The sequence below is a fragment of the Bradyrhizobium sp. USDA 326 genome (assembly GCF_049739485.1).
GTDB lineage: Bacteria > Pseudomonadota > Alphaproteobacteria > Rhizobiales > Xanthobacteraceae > Bradyrhizobium.
On record NZ_JBMGQA010000001.1, the window covers coordinates 2,799,465 to 2,814,250 of the forward strand.

Annotated in this window: 13 protein-coding genes; 6 read left to right on the forward strand and 7 right to left on the reverse strand. The window is 65.2% G+C overall.

Annotated elements, in window-relative coordinates; genetic code table 11:
• Window positions 1-28: 28 nt before the first annotated feature.
• Window positions 29-2,239, forward strand: a complete 2,211-nt coding sequence (locus ABIG06_RS13380) for a primosomal protein N' (protein WP_370137014.1) — start codon at window positions 29-31, stop codon at window positions 2,237-2,239.
• A 220-nt stretch (window positions 2,240-2,459) separates the two neighbouring features.
• Here ABIG06_RS13380 and ABIG06_RS13385 read toward each other — a convergent pair whose 3' ends face one another.
• A complete protein-coding gene (locus ABIG06_RS13385) occupies window positions 2,460-2,960 on the reverse strand; it encodes a septal ring lytic transglycosylase RlpA family protein (RefSeq protein ID WP_370137015.1) in 501 nt (166 codons plus the stop codon).
• A gap of 662 nt (window positions 2,961-3,622) precedes the next feature.
• On the opposite strand from ABIG06_RS13385, the gene ABIG06_RS13390 reads away from it, so the two are divergent.
• The 5 genes from ABIG06_RS13390 to ABIG06_RS13410 all read left to right on the forward strand — a co-directional run bounded on the left by ABIG06_RS13390 (window position 3,623) and on the right by ABIG06_RS13410 (window position 8,770).
• The gene (locus tag ABIG06_RS13390) at window positions 3,623-4,183 is read left to right on the forward strand and encodes a F0F1 ATP synthase subunit delta (RefSeq protein ID WP_124163549.1); all 561 of its coding nucleotides are present in this window, start codon (window positions 3,623-3,625) and stop codon (window positions 4,181-4,183) included.
• Window positions 4,183-5,712, forward strand: coding sequence for a F0F1 ATP synthase subunit alpha (atpA, locus tag ABIG06_RS13395; protein ID WP_124163550.1), 1,530 nt, complete (start codon window positions 4,183-4,185; stop codon window positions 5,710-5,712). The genes ABIG06_RS13390 and atpA overlap by 1 nt, the downstream gene beginning before the upstream one ends.
• 149 nt (window positions 5,713-5,861) lie before the next feature.
• The gene (locus ABIG06_RS13400; RefSeq protein ID WP_370137018.1) at window positions 5,862-6,734 is read left to right on the forward strand and encodes a F0F1 ATP synthase subunit gamma; all 873 of its coding nucleotides are present in this window, start codon (window positions 5,862-5,864) and stop codon (window positions 6,732-6,734) included.
• A gap of 79 nt (window positions 6,735-6,813) precedes the next feature.
• Complete coding sequence (gene atpD / locus ABIG06_RS13405; RefSeq protein WP_124163552.1) at window positions 6,814-8,247, forward strand: F0F1 ATP synthase subunit beta; 1,434 nt, start codon at window positions 6,814-6,816, stop codon at window positions 8,245-8,247.
• A gap of 115 nt (window positions 8,248-8,362) precedes the next feature.
• Window positions 8,363-8,770 (forward strand): F0F1 ATP synthase subunit epsilon, encoded by a 408-nt coding sequence (locus ABIG06_RS13410; protein ID WP_124163553.1) that lies wholly within the window; start codon window positions 8,363-8,365, stop codon window positions 8,768-8,770.
• A gap of 172 nt (window positions 8,771-8,942) precedes the next feature.
• Here the strand turns inward: ABIG06_RS13410 and ABIG06_RS13415 are convergent, their stop codons facing one another.
• The 6 genes from ABIG06_RS13415 to rlmH all read right to left on the reverse strand — a co-directional run bounded on the left by ABIG06_RS13415 (window position 8,943) and on the right by rlmH (window position 14,729).
• Window positions 8,943-9,443, reverse strand: a complete 501-nt coding sequence (locus ABIG06_RS13415) for an RNA pyrophosphohydrolase (protein ID WP_124163554.1) — start codon at window positions 9,441-9,443, stop codon at window positions 8,943-8,945.
• Window positions 9,444-9,567: 124 nt separating this feature from the next.
• Window positions 9,568-10,074, reverse strand: a complete 507-nt coding sequence (locus ABIG06_RS13420) for an RNA pyrophosphohydrolase (RefSeq protein WP_124163555.1) — start codon at window positions 10,072-10,074, stop codon at window positions 9,568-9,570.
• Window positions 10,075-10,150: 76 nt separating this feature from the next.
• Window positions 10,151-11,371, reverse strand: coding sequence for a divergent polysaccharide deacetylase family protein (locus ABIG06_RS13425; protein WP_370137021.1), 1,221 nt, complete (start codon window positions 11,369-11,371; stop codon window positions 10,151-10,153).
• 145 nt (window positions 11,372-11,516) lie between these two features.
• A complete protein-coding gene (locus ABIG06_RS13430; protein WP_370137022.1) occupies window positions 11,517-12,878 on the reverse strand; it encodes a S41 family peptidase in 1,362 nt (453 codons plus the stop codon).
• Window positions 12,875-14,212, reverse strand: a complete 1,338-nt coding sequence (locus ABIG06_RS13435) for a murein hydrolase activator EnvC family protein (protein ID WP_370137024.1) — start codon at window positions 14,210-14,212, stop codon at window positions 12,875-12,877. The genes ABIG06_RS13430 and ABIG06_RS13435 overlap by 4 nt, the downstream gene beginning before the upstream one ends.
• Before the next feature lie 34 nt (window positions 14,213-14,246).
• Entirely contained in the window at window positions 14,247-14,729 is a 483-nt protein-coding gene (rlmH, locus tag ABIG06_RS13440) for a 23S rRNA (pseudouridine(1915)-N(3))-methyltransferase RlmH (RefSeq protein ID WP_370137025.1), read from the reverse strand.
• Between the last annotated feature and the right edge of the window lie 57 nt (window positions 14,730-14,786).

The window sequence follows — 14,786 nt, forward strand, 5'->3', positions numbered from 1 at the left end:
CGAGGACCCCGGTTCCGATTCTCCCCTCATGGATCATTCTTCGCGCAGCCCGACCGCCCCCGCCAACGCGACCCGCATGGTCGACGTGCTGGTGCCGGTCGCGCTCGACCAGACCTATTCCTACAAGGTGCCGCGCGGAATGGAGCTGAAGGCGGGCGATCTCGTCGGCGTGCCGCTCGGCCCGCGCGAGGTGCTCGCCGTGGTGTGGGGCGAGAATGCCAATCCCGATCCGCGCCTGCATAACCGTCTCAAGGAAGTCAGCGAGAAGCTCGACATCCCACCGCTGAAGCCCGAGCTGCGCCAGGTGGTCGACTGGGTCGCCAATTACACGCTGAGCCCGCGCGGCATGGTGCTGCGCATGTGCCTGCGGATGGGCGAGAATCTCGGCCCGGAGCGGGGGCGCGCCGGCGTGCGCCTGGTCGGCGATCCGCCGAAGCGCCTGACGCCGGCGCGGCAGCGTGTGATCGCGGTGCTGTCCGACCGGCTGCTGCACGGCAAGTCCGAGGCGGCCAAGGAAGCCGGCGTCTCCGCAGGCGTGATCGACGGCCTCGTCGACGAAGGCACGCTCACGGTCGAGCCGATGCCGCCGCCCCCGCCGCCGCCCGCGCCCGATCCGGATTTCGGCCGGCCGGATTTCACGCCGCTCCAGCGCGCCGCCGTCGACACCATGCGCGCGCTCGCGGCCAACGGCACTTTCCATGTCGCGCTGCTCGACGGTGTCACCGGCTCGGGCAAGACCGAGGTCTATTTCGAAGCCGTGGCCGAGGCGATCCGTCGCGGAAAGCAGTCGCTGATTCTGATGCCGGAGATCGCGCTGACCGGCCAGTTCCTCGATCGCTTCGCACAGCGTTTCGGCGTGCGGCCGATCGAATGGCATTCCGAGCTGACGCCGCGGACCCGCGCGCGCAATTGGGCGGCGATCTCCGAAGGTTCGGCGCCGGTCGTGGTCGGCGCGCGCTCGGCGCTGTTTCTTCCTTATGCCAATCTCGGCCTCATCGTCGTCGATGAAGAGCACGACCAGGCCTACAAGCAGGACGAGGGCGTGCATTACCACGCCCGCGACATGGCGGTGGTGCGCGCGCATATCGCCAAGATTCCGGTCGTGCTGGCCTCCGCGACGCCGTCGGTCGAATCCGAAGTCAATGCGCGCAAGAACCGCTATCAGCGCATCGCGCTGCCCTCGCGCTTCGGCGGCCAGCACATGCCGCATATCGAGGCGATCGACCTGCGCCGCGAGCCGCCCGCGCGCGGCCGCTTCATCTCGCCGCGGCTTGCCGGCGAGATGAGAATCGCGATCGAGCGGCGCGAGCAGGCGCTGCTGTTCCTCAACCGCCGCGGCTACGCGCCGCTGACCTTGTGCCGCGCCTGCGGCCATCGCTTCGCCTGCACCATCTGCGATGCGTGGCTGGTCGATCACCGCTTTCGCCAGCGCCTCGTCTGTCACCATTGCGGTTTCTCGATGCCGCGGCCGCATGTCTGCCCGAACTGTTCGGCCGAGGAATCGCTGGTCGCGGTAGGGCCCGGCGTCGAGCGCCTGCAGGAGGAGGCGGCCGCGCTGTTCCCGGAAGCGCGCACCATGGTGCTGTCCAGCGATCTCATCACCTCGATCGAGACGATGCGCACAGAGCTCGCCGAGATTGCGGAGGGCCGCGTCGACATCATCATCGGCACCCAGCTCGTGGCTAAAGGTCACAATTTTCCGCGGCTCAACCTGGTCGGCGTGGTGGATGCGGACCTTGGCCTCTCGAATGGCGATCCGCGCGCCGCGGAACGAACCTGGCAATTGCTCAACCAGGTGATCGGCCGCGCCGGGCGCGAGCAGGGCCGCGGCGTCGGCTACCTCCAGACCCACCAGCCCGATCATCCCGTGATGAAGGCGCTGATCGCCTGCGACCGCGAGGCCTTCTACGACAGCGAGATCGAGCTGCGCGAGAGGACGCTCTATCCGCCGTTCGGCCGGCTCGCGAGCCTGATCATCTCGGCCGGCGACCGCCCGAGCGCGGAAGGTTTCGGCCGCAAGCTCGTTGCGCTCGCGCCGCGCGACGAGCGCGTGGTGGTGCTCGGCCCGGCGGAAGCGCCGCTCGCCGTCATCAAGGGCCGCTACCGCTTCCGCATCCTGGTGAAGTCGGCGCGCGGTTTCGATCTGTCGGATTACCTGCGCAACTGGCTCGCGGTCTGCCCGAAGCCATCAGGCAATCTCAAGCTCGAAGTGGACGTCGATCCCCAGAGCTTTTTGTAAGATTTGCGCCGTCATTCCGGGGCGATGCGCAGCATCGAACCCGGAATCCATCGGGCGGCGGCGTTGGTGGATGAACGGATTCCGGGTTCGCGCTGCGCGCGCCCCGGGATGACGATGGCCGACAAAAAAGCCCGCGGTCCCCCAAGACCGCGGGCTTGTCTCACGCGCGCTGCAAACTGATGAAAACTGCGCGTGTGAGGAGAGGCGCTGAAGCGCCCCTTTAGGAAACGACTTCCGCGGTGACGCGGCCGACGCCGGCACCGGTGAGGCCGATGGCGCGGGCAGCGCCAGTGGAGAGGTCGAGGACACGGCCGCGAATGAACGGACCGCGGTCGTTGATGGTGACGACCACGCTCTGGCCGCGGTGGGTGACGCGCAGCTTGGTGCCGAACGGCAGCGAACGGTGCGCCGCGGTCATGGCGTTCTGGTTGAAGCGCTGGCCCGACGCGGTCCGGCTGCCGGACTCGTTGCCGTAAAAGGAAGCCATGCCGGAGAAGCTGTGGCCCGTGCCGGAAGTCGGCGTCATCGACGCATTGGCGTTGCGCCAATCGGACGTCGCGTTGGCGGTCTGGGCGTGGTGGCGGTGATGATGATGGTGCCGGTGATGCCGGGATTTGGCGGAAGCTTCGGTGGCAGTTCCACCGATAAGGATTGTTGCGGCGACGAAAGCGATCGTCGTACGCGGCCGGGTCAGAGAGCCCAGCGTCTTCAAAGACAGCATTTAGTGGTCCCTAAGCTAGTATTGCCACATATGTGGCTAGTGGAGCCCCCATCAGTTTGTGAGCGGTTTGGCGTTTCGTTTCTCAATGAGGCGTGAATTGGGCAGTAAATCCGCTATGTGTCATCTCGAAACATCTTGTTACCGTCGCACGATATTCGACAGAAGATCCGTAATCTTCGGCTTTAACGATTTGTTAACCTCATGTTTACTTGCTAATACTGTAAAACGAAGTCATCGCCTCGGTTGTTTAGAATTGGGTAAGTATTCGACGAGTGGAACTCGCGAGCCCGAAATCACGACTCAGCGATCTGTGTTCATGGCCGCTATGCGCTTTTGACGGGAACCAATGGCGGGGCAGACGACGGCAAGGCTTCGCGGCAATTCCGTGGTGCGGGAGGTCCTCGGTCCGAACGCATCACCGAGCCCTCGAGGCGTCGGACCGCTGCGACGAACTGGCGACAGAACCTCGTGCCTTTAATTTGGCGTCATGTTGCACCTGCGCGCCTGCTATGTTAGCAAAGCCGCGATTTTAACGAGCCCGGCACCTCCCGTGCTGGTCGAAAATCGAAGTCCCGCTTGAATTCCAAGGGCTTGGATCGCTAGGCGCCGCTTCGTGGCGACGGTTTTTCCCTTGCGAGTTTGACAGCAAAAAGAGCGCGTCTGTGGCTGCAGAAGATACGTCCGTTTCAGGTGTGTCCGGCCGTTATGCAACGGCCTTGTTTGAACTGGCCCGCGACCAGAAAGTGGTCGACGAGGTCAAAGCCGATCTCGACAAATTCGAGGCCTTGCTGAACGAGAGCGCCGATCTCAAGCGCCTCGTCCGCAGTCCGGTGTTCGCGGCCGACGCCCAGTCCCGGGCCCTTTCGGCCGTGCTGGCCCAGGCCGGCATCGCCGGCATCTCCGCCAATTTCCTCAAAGTGCTGACCGCCAACCGCCGCCTGTTCGCGGTGGCCGACGTCATCCGCGCCTATCGCGCCCTCGTGGCCAAGTTCAAGGGCGAGGCCACGGCCGATGTCACCGTGGCGGAAGCGCTCTCGGACAAGAATCTCGATGCCCTCAAGGTTGCCCTGAAGTCGGTGACCGGCAAGGACGTCGCGCTGAACGTGAAAGTCGATCCCTCGATCATCGGTGGCCTCGTCGTCAAGCTGGGCAGCCGCATGGTGGATGGTTCGCTTCGCACCAAACTCAATTCGATCAAGCACGCGATGAAAGAGGCAGGCTGATGGACATCCGCGCCGCGGAAATTTCCGCGATCCTCAAGGACCAGATCAAGAATTTCGGCCAGGAAGCTGAAGTCTCCGAAGTCGGACAGGTGCTGTCCGTCGGCGACGGTATCGCCCGCGTCTACGGTCTGGACAACGTCCAGGCCGGTGAAATGGTCGAGTTCGAGAACGGCACCCGCGGCATGGCGCTGAACCTCGAGACCGACAACGTCGGTGTCGTTATTTTCGGTGCCGACCGCGAGATCAAGGAAGGCCAGACCGTCAAGCGCACCCGCGCCATCGTGGACGCGCCGGTCGGCAAGGGCCTGCTCGGTCGCGTCGTCGACGCGCTCGGCAACCCGATCGACGGCAAGGGTCCGATCCAGGCCGAGAAGCGCATGCGCGTCGACGTCAAGGCGCCCGGCATCATTCCGCGCAAGTCGGTGAGCGAGCCGATGGCGACCGGCCTCAAGGCGATCGACGCTCTGATCCCGATCGGCCGCGGCCAGCGCGAGCTGATCATCGGCGACCGCCAGACCGGCAAGACCGCGATCGCGCTCGACACGATCCTGAATCAGAAGCCGCTCAACGCACAGCCCGACGAGAACATCAAGCTGTACTGCGTCTACGTCGCGGTCGGCCAGAAGCGTTCGACCGTTGCCCAGTTCGTGAAGGTGCTGGAGGAGCAGGGCGCGCTCGAATATTCGATCGTCGTCGCCGCCACCGCGTCGGATCCGGCGCCGATGCAGTACATCGCGCCGTTCACCGGCTGCACCATGGGCGAGTACTTCCGCGACAACGGCATGCACGCGGTCATCATCTACGACGACTTGTCCAAGCAGGCCGTCGCCTACCGCCAGATGTCGCTGCTGCTGCGCCGCCCGCCGGGCCGCGAAGCTTATCCGGGCGACGTGTTCTATCTGCACTCCCGCCTGCTCGAGCGCGCGGCGAAGCTGAACAAGGACCAGGGCTCGGGCTCGCTGACGGCGCTGCCGGTCATCGAAACCCAGGCCAACGACGTGTCGGCCTACATCCCGACCAACGTCATCTCGATCACCGACGGCCAGATCTTCCTGGAAACCGACCTGTTCTTCCAGGGCATCCGCCCTGCCGTGAACGTTGGTCTGTCGGTGTCGCGCGTCGGCTCGTCGGCGCAGACCAAGGCCACCAAGAAGGTCGCCGGCAAGATCAAGGGCGAGCTCGCGCAGTACCGCGAAATGGCGGCGTTCGCGCAATTCGGCTCCGACCTCGACGCCTCGACCCAGCGCCTGCTCAACCGCGGCTCGCGCCTGACCGAGCTGTTGAAGCAGCCGCAGTTCGCGCCGCTGAAGATGGAAGAGCAGGTCTGCGTGATCTGGGCCGGCACCAACGGCTATCTCGATCCGCTCCCGCTCAACAAGGTGCGCGCGTTCGAGGACGGCCTGCTCTCGCTGCTGCGCGGCAAGAACGTCGAGATCCTCAACGCGATCCGCGACTCCCGCGACCTCTCCGACGACGTGGCTGCCAAGCTGAAGTCGGTGGTCGAAGGTTTTGCGAAGAGCTTCGCGTAATTGAAGAACCGTCGTGGCCGGGCCTCCGCCCGGCCTTCCACGTGCTTTGCGTGGAGACGAAGACGTGGATGCTCGGGACGAGCCCGGGCATGACGACAGAGATAGGCTAGCGGCTTGATCCGGGGGGATCGAACCGTCGGGGACGAAGAATGGCGTCACTTAAAGACATGCGCGTCCGCATCGCCTCCACCAAGGCGACGCAAAAGATCACCAAGGCCATGCAGATGGTCGCAGCCTCCAAGCTGCGCCGGGCGCAGACTGCCGCGGAAGCGGCGCGTCCCTATGCCGACAAGATGAGCGCGGTGATCTCGAACATTGCCGGCGCCGCGGCGGGTTCGCCCGGCGCGCCGGTGCTGCTGGCCGGCACCGGCAGGGACCAGGTCCACCTGCTGCTGGTCTGCACCGGCGAGCGTGGCCTGTCCGGCGCCTTCAACTCCTCGATCGTGCGTCTCGCCCGCGAGCGCGCCCTGGCGCTGATGGCGCAGGGCAAGGACGTGAAGTTCTTCTGCGTCGGCCGCAAGGGCTACGAGCAACTCCGCCGCCAGTTCGACAAGCAGATCGTCGAGCACATGGACCTGCGCAGCGTCCGCCAGCTCGGCTTCGTCAATGCCGAGGAGATCGCCAGGAAGGTCCTGGCGCGCTTCGAAAACGGCGAGTTCGACGTCTGCACGCTGTTCTATTCGCGCTTCAAGTCGGTGATCGCGCAGATCCCGACCGCCCAGCAGATCATTCCGCTGGTGGTCGAGGAAGGCGGTGCCGCCAACACGACGTCCTACGAATACGAGCCGGAAGAGGACGAGATTCTCACCCGTCTTTTGCCGCGCAACCTCGCGGTCCAGATCTTCCGCGCGCTGCTCGAGAACAACGCCTCGTTCTACGGCGCGCAGATGAGCGCGATGGACAACGCGACGCGCAACGCCGGCGAAATGATCCGCAAGCAGACGCTGGTCTATAACCGCACGCGTCAGGCGCAGATCACCAAGGAACTGATCGAAATCATCTCGGGCGCCGAGGCCGTCTAAAGACGCCCCGGCACCCACTATACGCAAACATCCCGGTCACTGACCGTGGTCTAGAAGTTCGGATCGAAGGAGACATTCAATGGCAGCCCAGGTCGGTCGCGTCACCCAGGTCATCGGCGCCGTCGTCGACGTGCAGTTCGAAGGCCACCTCCCGGCCATTCTCAATTCGCTCGAGACCAAGAACGGCGGCAACCGCCTGGTGCTCGAAGTCGCCCAGCATCTCGGCGAATCCACCGTGCGCACGATCGCGATGGACACCACCGAAGGTCTGGTCCGCGGCCAGGAAGTGACCGACACCGGCGCGCCGATCCGCGTTCCCGTCGGCGAAGGCACGCTCGGCCGTATCATCAACGTCATCGGCGAACCGATCGACGAGGCCGGTCCCGTCAAGTCGGAAGGCCTGCGCCCCATCCACCAGGAGGCGCCGACCTACACCGACCAGTCGACCGAAGCTGAAATCCTCGTCACCGGCATCAAGGTCGTCGACCTGCTCGCTCCGTACGCCAAGGGCGGCAAGATCGGCCTGTTCGGCGGCGCCGGCGTCGGCAAGACCGTGCTGATTCAGGAGCTGATCAACAACGTCGCCAAGGCGCACGGCGGTTACTCGGTGTTCGCCGGCGTCGGCGAGCGCACCCGCGAGGGCAACGACCTCTATCACGAGTTCATCGAGTCCAAGGTCAACGCCGATCCGAAGAACCCGGATCCGAGCGTGAAGTCGAAATGCGCGCTGGTGTTCGGCCAGATGAACGAGCCCCCGGGCGCCCGCGCCCGCGTCGCGCTCACCGGTCTGACCATCGCGGAAGACTTCCGCGACAAGGGCCAGGACGTGCTGTTCTTCGTCGACAACATCTTCCGCTTCACCCAGGCCGGCTCGGAAGTGTCGGCGCTTCTCGGCCGCATTCCTTCGGCGGTGGGCTATCAGCCGACGCTCGCCACCGACATGGGCGCGCTGCAGGAGCGCATCACCACCACGCAGAAGGGCTCGATCACCTCGGTGCAGGCCATCTACGTCCCGGCCGACGACTTGACCGACCCGGCGCCGGCGACCTCGTTCGCGCATCTTGACGCGACCACGACGCTGTCGCGCTCGATCGCCGAAAAGGGCATCTATCCGGCGGTGGACCCGCTCGATTCGACCTCGCGCATGCTCTCCCCGCTGGTCGTCGGCGAGGAGCACTACGCGGTCGCCCGTCAGGTCCAGCAGGTGCTGCAGCGCTACAAGGCGCTTCAGGACATCATCGCCATTCTCGGCATGGACGAGCTTTCGGAAGAGGACAAGCTGACCGTGGCCCGCGCCCGCAAGGTCGAGCGCTTCATGTCGCAGCCGTTCCACGTCGCCGAAATCTTCACGGGCTCGCCGGGCAAGTTCGTCGACCTCGCCGACACCATCAAGGGCTTCAAGGGCCTGGTCGAAGGCAAGTACGATCACCTGCCCGAAGCCGCCTTCTACATGGTCGGCACCATCGAAGAAGCGGTCGAGAAGGGCAAGAAGCTGGCGGCGGAAGCGGCCTAAGCTTTGTCATCTCGTCATCGCCGGACTTGATCCTGCGATCCATCGAAAGAAGGTCTTGATGGATGGACCCGCGGGTCAAACCCGCGGGTGACAAGTGAAGAGAACGGAAACAACCATGGCCACCTTTCACTTCGATCTCGTCTCTCCGGAAAAGCTCGCCTTCTCGGGCGAGGTCGATCAGGTCGACATCCCCGGGGTCGAGGGTGATTTCGGCGTGCTGGCCGGACATGCGCCGGTCGTGGCCGCGATCCGGCCCGGCATTCTCACCATCACCACCGCTGGCAAGCACGAGAAGATCATCGTGCTCGGCGGTCTCGCCGAAGTCTCCGACAAGGGCCTGACCGTGCTGGCCGACGTCGCGACGTCGCTGGCCGAGCTCGACCGTGCGCAATTCGCCGAGACCATCGCCGAGATGGAAGAAGGCCTGAAGGAGCATGAAGGCGGCGAGCTCGATCACGCCATCGAGCGGCTCGACCACTTCAAGAGCATCCAGCAGCAGCTCAGCTCCACGGCTATGCACTAAGCCCCGGGGCACCGCTCCGGGGCTCAAGCTCCAGATTCCTGAACAGGTTCAGCGCTCGTCACGAAAGTGGCGGGCGCTGAAACTTTGTTGCGCGATCGATGAAGCTGCCGCGCATTTTATCTCGAAGTGTCAAACACTTCGCTACTGTGCATGGGGTTGTTTTCGCAGTTTCTCAGCTTGCGAAGCCAGCGAACTGCTGCGCCACCGCGCGATAGACGTCCCGGCGAAACGGCACCACGAGGTCGACGACGCGGTCGAGGCGCTCCCAGCGCCAGGCGTCGAACTCCGCGGGCTGGCCGTTGCGCGGCGTCAGCGGATCGATCTCCTCGTCGCGGCCGGTGAAGCGCAGCGCGAACCATTTTTGCCGCTGGCCTCGGAATCTCGCCAGCCGGTGCGTCTCCGGCCCGTCGTAAGGCGGGAACTCGTAGGCCAACCAGTCGGTCTCGCCGAGATAGTCGGCGCTGACGACATTGGTCTCCTCCCAGAGTTCGCGCATCGCCGCATCGCGCAGATCCTCGCCCTCGTCGACGCCGCCCTGCGGCATCTGCCAGTCGAGCCCCGGCAAGATGATCTCTGGGCCGTCGCCCTTGAAGCGGTGGCCGATCAGCACACGGCCGTCGGCATTGAACAGCGCGATGCCCACGTTGGGCCGGTAGGGCTTTTCATTGGTCACGCGCGGATCCCTTGTCGTCATTCCGGGACGATGCGAAGCATCGAACCCGGAATCTCGAGGCTCTCAGGTGCGCAATTGCGCACCGGGGGTTCGATACTTCGTATCGCCCCGGAGCGACAGTGGATCATTCCTCCGCCAGCGCGGAAAATTCCTTCACCACGCGCTCATAGACCGGGCGCTTGAATGGAATGATCAGCCCGGTGAGATTCTGCATCGGCTCCCAGCGCCAGCTCACGAATTCGGCCTTGTGGCTGCCACCGCCGGGCTTTTCGACGTTGATCTCGCTGTCCTTGCCGGTGAAGCGCACCGCGTACCATTTCTGGCGCTGGCCGCGGTAGCGGCCCTTCCAGGCGCGTCCCGCAACCGTGCGGGGAATGTCGTAAGTGAGCCAGTCCGGGACTTCGCCGAGCCGCTCGACCGAGCGTACGCTGGTCTCCTCGTAGAGCTCGCGCTTCGCGGCTTCCCAGGTGTCCTCGCCGGGGTCGACGCCGCCTTGCGGCATCTGCCAGACATGGGTGTCGTCGACATGCTCGATGCCGCCGGCGCGGCGGCCGATGAACACCAGTCCCTTTGGATTGAGCAGCATCACACCGACGCAGGTCCGGTAGGGCAGATCCTCGTAACGCGCCATTCCGCCAGACCTCTCGCATGCCTCAGGTCCGGCTTGATGCGGCCCCGCGGGAGCCGTGCCGTACCAATTCGTTGATTTAGCTGGATTTTGATTTCAGCATCGCAGTTGTCAATGGCACCAGAAGGATTCCCCGGTCGCCCAATGTCTTGGTCCAGGCGCCAATGCGCTCGATCGAGACGGGCAGGGCGGACGCCGTGCCGACAGCGATGCCGCGCTCGCGCGCGGTCGATTCGAGCTTGTTCAGCGCGCGATCGATCTCGGTCGGGGTCGGCACCACGTCGATCGCAATATCGCCCTTGCCGAACGGCATGGCCTGGTTGGCCGCGGCCTGGGACGCGATGCTGCGCGGCGAGGAGCCGTCGTCGAAGAAGCCGAGACCGCGCCTGGCCGCCTCGCGGATGATCGGCTGCATCGCCGGCTCAGTCGCGATGAACCGCGCGCCCATGAAATTGGTGAGGCCGGCATAACCCTGCATCCGGCTCAGGTGCCAATAGAGACGGTCCATGTTCTGATCGGCGCTGAGCGAGGTCAGCAGCGTCTGCGGTCCCGGATCGTTGTCGGGGAAATCGTAGGGCTCCATGGGGATCTGGAGGAAGATTTCGTGGCGCTGCGCCCGCGCCCGCTCGGCGAGCTTGCCGGGGTCGGCGCCATAGGGCGTGAAGGCCAGCGTCACGGCCGGCGGCAGCTTCATGATCGCGTCGGTTGTCTTGGCGGCGCCGACACCGAGGCCGCCGATCACGATCGCCACCACGGGCATCTTGGCGGCCTTGGCGCGGTCGGCGTCCGCCGCATAGACGTTGAACGGCTTCAGCCCGTCAGCGACCACCGGGATCATGCCGTAGCGTGATTTCTCCAGCAGCTTCGGATTGATCCCGGCCATGACGGACGGCGGGGCCGAGGCCGCTTCGTTCTTGTCGGCGGTATCGCCGCCGCCGATCACCACGTCGTGGCGGGCGCCGGTCGAGCCGTCGATCATGGTGATGGTCTTCTGCTCGCCGGGGACGGCCTGCTTCGGCGCTTCCTTGGTGTCGGGCCTGCTGTCCTGCCCGTGCCCGGCCGCGGGCTTCTCATCGGTGGCCTTGTCCGTGGCACTGGGCGTGCGGATCGCAAGCCGGGTCATCGGCTCGCCGCCGATCGGATCCTTGTTGAAGACGGCGAAGCCGGCAAAGGTGACGAGGAACAGGCCGAGCAGGACGGCAAGCAGCTGCATGGCCGTGAACGGCAGCCGCAGCCGCCGTTTCCGGCGCGGCTTGTCCTGTCCGAGCGGGGCGCTCAGATCATCGGCCGTTTCAGTCATGCAAGGTCCCGAATCACTCCAGCCGACGATACCACGCCGAGGTCAAGCGGCGGCAGGCCGGGATAGGCCGGGGAGGTCGGGAGCTTCACGCAAAAAGGGCAGCTCCAGGAGCCGCCCTTTTCGTCAGATCGCAGAATGCGGGGACTTAGTTCGCCGCCTTGGGCTTGTCGGCCGTGGCCTTGCTGTCGCCGCCCGGCGTCGGCGCAGCCGAGGCGCTGTTCTTGATGCCGTGGAGCAGGTCGCCGGCGAGCTTGAGCGCCTTGTCGTCCTTGGCGTCCGGCGGGACATAGGATTGCGAGCCGGTCTTCTCGTCGCCGTCGTTCTTGAGATGGCCGCGCAGCGAGGCCTCGCCCTTGGTGTCGGTGCGCGACTTCAATTCGTCCGGCACGTCCTGCAGCACCTCGATGTCGGGCACGATGCCCTTGGCCTGGATCGACTTGCCCGACGGCGTGTAGTAGCGGGCCGTGGTCAGCCGCAGCGCGCCGTTGCCGCTTCCGAGCGGGATGATGGTCTGCACCGAGCCCTTGCCGAACGAGCGCGTGCCGACGATGGTCGCGCGCTTGTGGTCCTGCAGCGCGCCGGCGACGATTTCCGACGCCGAGGCCGAGCCGCCGTTGACCAGCACGATGACCGGCCTGCCCTTGGTGAGGTCGCCCGCGTGCGCGGTGCGGCGCTGAGTCTCCTCGGCATTGCGGCCGCGGGTCGAGACGATCTCGCCCTTCTCGAGGAATGAGTCGGAGACGGTGACCGCTTCCTCGAGCAGGCCGCCCGGATTGTTGCGCAGGTCGATGATGAAGCCCTTGAGCTTGTCGCCGCCGATCTGGTTCGTGAGATTACCGATCTCGCGCTTCAGGCCTTCGGTGGTCTGCTCGTTGAAGGTGGTGATGCGGATGTAGCCGATATCGTCCTGCTCGACGCGCGCGCGCACCGAGCGGACACGGATGTTGTCGCGCACGAGCGTGACGTCGATCGGATTGTCCTGGCCCTTGCGGATGATCTTGAGCTTGATCTTGGTGTTGACCGGGCCGCGCATCTTCTCGACCGCCTGGTTCAGCGTCAGGCCCTGAACCGCCTCGTCGTCGAGGTTGGTGATGATGTCGTTGGCCATGACGCCGGCGCGCGAGGCGGGCGTGTCGTCGATCGGCGAGACCACCTTGATCAGGCCGTCTTCCATCGTGACCTCGATGCCGAGACCGCCGAACTCACCGCGGGTCTGCACCTGCATGTCGCGGAAGCTCTTGGCGTCCATGTAGCTCGAATGCGGATCGAGGCCGGTGAGCATGCCGCTGATGGCGGATTCGATCAGCTTGGTGTCGTCGGGCTTCTCGACATAGTCGGAGCGCACGCGCTCGAAGACATCGCCGAACAGATTGAGCTGGCGATAGGTGTCCGCGGTGGCGGCTCGCGCGCTGGAGCCCATGAACACCGCGCGCGGCTGGGTCACGAACAGCGTCAGCGCTGCACCGGTGGCGGCGCTGAGGAGGATTACTGAAGTCTTGCGCATCATCCGCGAACCTTCTCGCCTTCATTTGCGGCCCACCATGGGCCTGGATCGATTGGAGTGCCGTCCTTACGGAACTCGACATACAGCACAGGTTGACTCGCGTTCGTGGCGAGAATGGAGGCGACTTGAGAGGTCGACCCCATGGTCGCGACCGGCTCCCCCGTGAGCACAAACTGGCCAATGTTGACCGAAATGCGCTCCATCCCGGCGATCAGGACATGATACCCGCCACCGGCATTGAGGATCAAGAGTTGTCCATAGCTGCGGAAGGGGCCGGCATAGACCACCCAGCCGTCACACGGCGTCGTGACCTGGGAGCCGGGCCTGGTGGCCAGCGAAATTCCCTTCTGGACCCCGCCGACCCCGTCGGAACCGCCAAAGTCCCTGATCTTGTTACCGTTAACAGGGAGAGGCAAAAGGCCCTTGGCCGAGGCGAAGGCGATCGCCGGGGTGGTGCGGGACTTGTCCTTGAAAGCGCCCGGGCCCGACTTGGCGTTGACGTTGGCGCTGGCGGCCGCCTTGGCCTCGGCCTGCCTTGCAGCCTCGGCCGCCTTCTCGGCCGCCTTGGCCGCGCTTTGCAGGTCCTGCTCCATCTTGGCGATCAGCCCCTGGAGATCGCCGACCTGCCGTGAAAGCGCGATGGCGCGCGAATTCTCAGCGTCCAAATCCTTCTCGCGTGCCGCCTGCTGGCGCTGCCGCTCGTCGACCAGGGCGGTGAGCCGGGTCTGGTCGCTCCTGACCTTGTCGCGGTCGGAGGCGAGCTGGTCGCGCTCGGCGGCGATCGTCTTGCGCAAGGCCACGAGCTCGCCGAGCTCGCTCGCGATCTTCTCGGCGCGGCCGCGCAATTCCGGCACGACGGCGCCGAGCAGCATCGCCGTGCGCAGTGATTGCAGCGCATCCTCGGGCCGCACCAGCAGCGCCGGCGGCGTGCGCCGGCCGGCACGCTGCAAGGCCGCCAAGACCTCGACGATGTCGGCACGACGCGAATCGAGCGAGATGCGCATCTGCTGCTCGCGGCCGTTCAGCGCGCGCAGGCGCGCTTCTGCCTCGTCGATCTTGGTCTCCACAGTGCGTACATTGGCGGCGGTCTCGATCAGCTGCTGATTGAGCTGGGTGCGATCCTGGCCGAGCGCGGTGATCTCGGCCTTGAGCTTGGCCTGTGCTTCTTCCGCGTTCTTCTGCCTGGCGCGCGCGGCTTCCAGCTCCTGCTCACGCTGCTTGATCGCGTCGGGCGAGATGGCTGCGGTCTGCGGCGCCGGTGTTGTCGTCTGGGCTTGCGCGAGGCTTGCGCCGGTGACGTTGGCGATCAGAAGTAGGTTGAGAATCGGCGCTCGCATCGCTTCTCAGCAAAAGTGCTCGTTGTGGCGCGCATCATGCGCGGTGATAGGGGTGGCCCGCCAGAATCGTGGCGGCCCGATAAAGCTGTTCCAGAAGCATGACGCGGACCATTTGATGCGGCCAGGTCGCAGAGCCGAACGCGATCGCGAGCTTGGCCTTACGGCGCAATTCGGGCGAAAGTCCGTCCGCCCCTCCGATCACGAAAATAGTATGTCCGATGCCTTCGTCGCGCCAGCGCCCGAGATGCCGTGCGAATACGGTGGACTCGAGATTCTGGCCGCGTTCGTCCAGCGCCACCAGGACGGATCTTTCCGGAACATGCGCCGAGATCGCCGCGGCCTCTTCGGCCATCCGTGTCGCGGTATCGCGCGCGCGGCTCTCGGGAATTTCGTGGATGCTGAGCTCGCGGAATCCAAGCTTGCGGCCGGCCTCGTCGAACCGCTCGAAATAGCGATCGGCAAGCTCCCGTTCGGGGCCCTGCTTCAGCCGGCCCACCGCAATGACAGCAACACGCATGATATCTTCGGGGCCTGATATCTTCAGGGTCGCGTTTTCAAGACCGCGCGCAACAAG

Bases quoted from the DNA above. Each gene is read 5' to 3' on its own strand.
- ABIG06_RS13380 (WP_370137014.1), top strand. From the start codon at position 29: ATGGATCATTCTTCGCGCAGCCCGACCGCCCCCGCCAACGCGACCCGC.
- ABIG06_RS13385 (WP_370137015.1), bottom strand. From the start codon at position 2,960: ATGCTGTCTTTGAAGACGCTGGGCTCTCTGACCCGGCCGCGTACGACG.
- atpA (WP_124163550.1), top strand. From the start codon at position 4,183: ATGGACATCCGCGCCGCGGAAATTTCCGCGATCCTCAAGGACCAGATC.
- ABIG06_RS13400 (WP_370137018.1), top strand. From the start codon at position 5,862: ATGGCGTCACTTAAAGACATGCGCGTCCGCATCGCCTCCACCAAGGCG.
- atpD (WP_124163552.1), top strand. From the start codon at position 6,814: ATGGCAGCCCAGGTCGGTCGCGTCACCCAGGTCATCGGCGCCGTCGTC.
- ABIG06_RS13410 (WP_124163553.1), top strand. From the start codon at position 8,363: ATGGCCACCTTTCACTTCGATCTCGTCTCTCCGGAAAAGCTCGCCTTC.
- ABIG06_RS13420 (WP_124163555.1), bottom strand. From the start codon at position 10,074: ATGGCGCGTTACGAGGATCTGCCCTACCGGACCTGCGTCGGTGTGATG.
- ABIG06_RS13425 (WP_370137021.1), bottom strand. From the start codon at position 11,371: ATGACTGAAACGGCCGATGATCTGAGCGCCCCGCTCGGACAGGACAAG.
- ABIG06_RS13430 (WP_370137022.1), bottom strand. From the start codon at position 12,878: ATGATGCGCAAGACTTCAGTAATCCTCCTCAGCGCCGCCACCGGTGCA.
- ABIG06_RS13435 (WP_370137024.1), bottom strand. From the start codon at position 14,212: ATGCGAGCGCCGATTCTCAACCTACTTCTGATCGCCAACGTCACCGGC.
- rlmH (WP_370137025.1), bottom strand. From the start codon at position 14,729: ATGCGTGTTGCTGTCATTGCGGTGGGCCGGCTGAAGCAGGGCCCCGAA.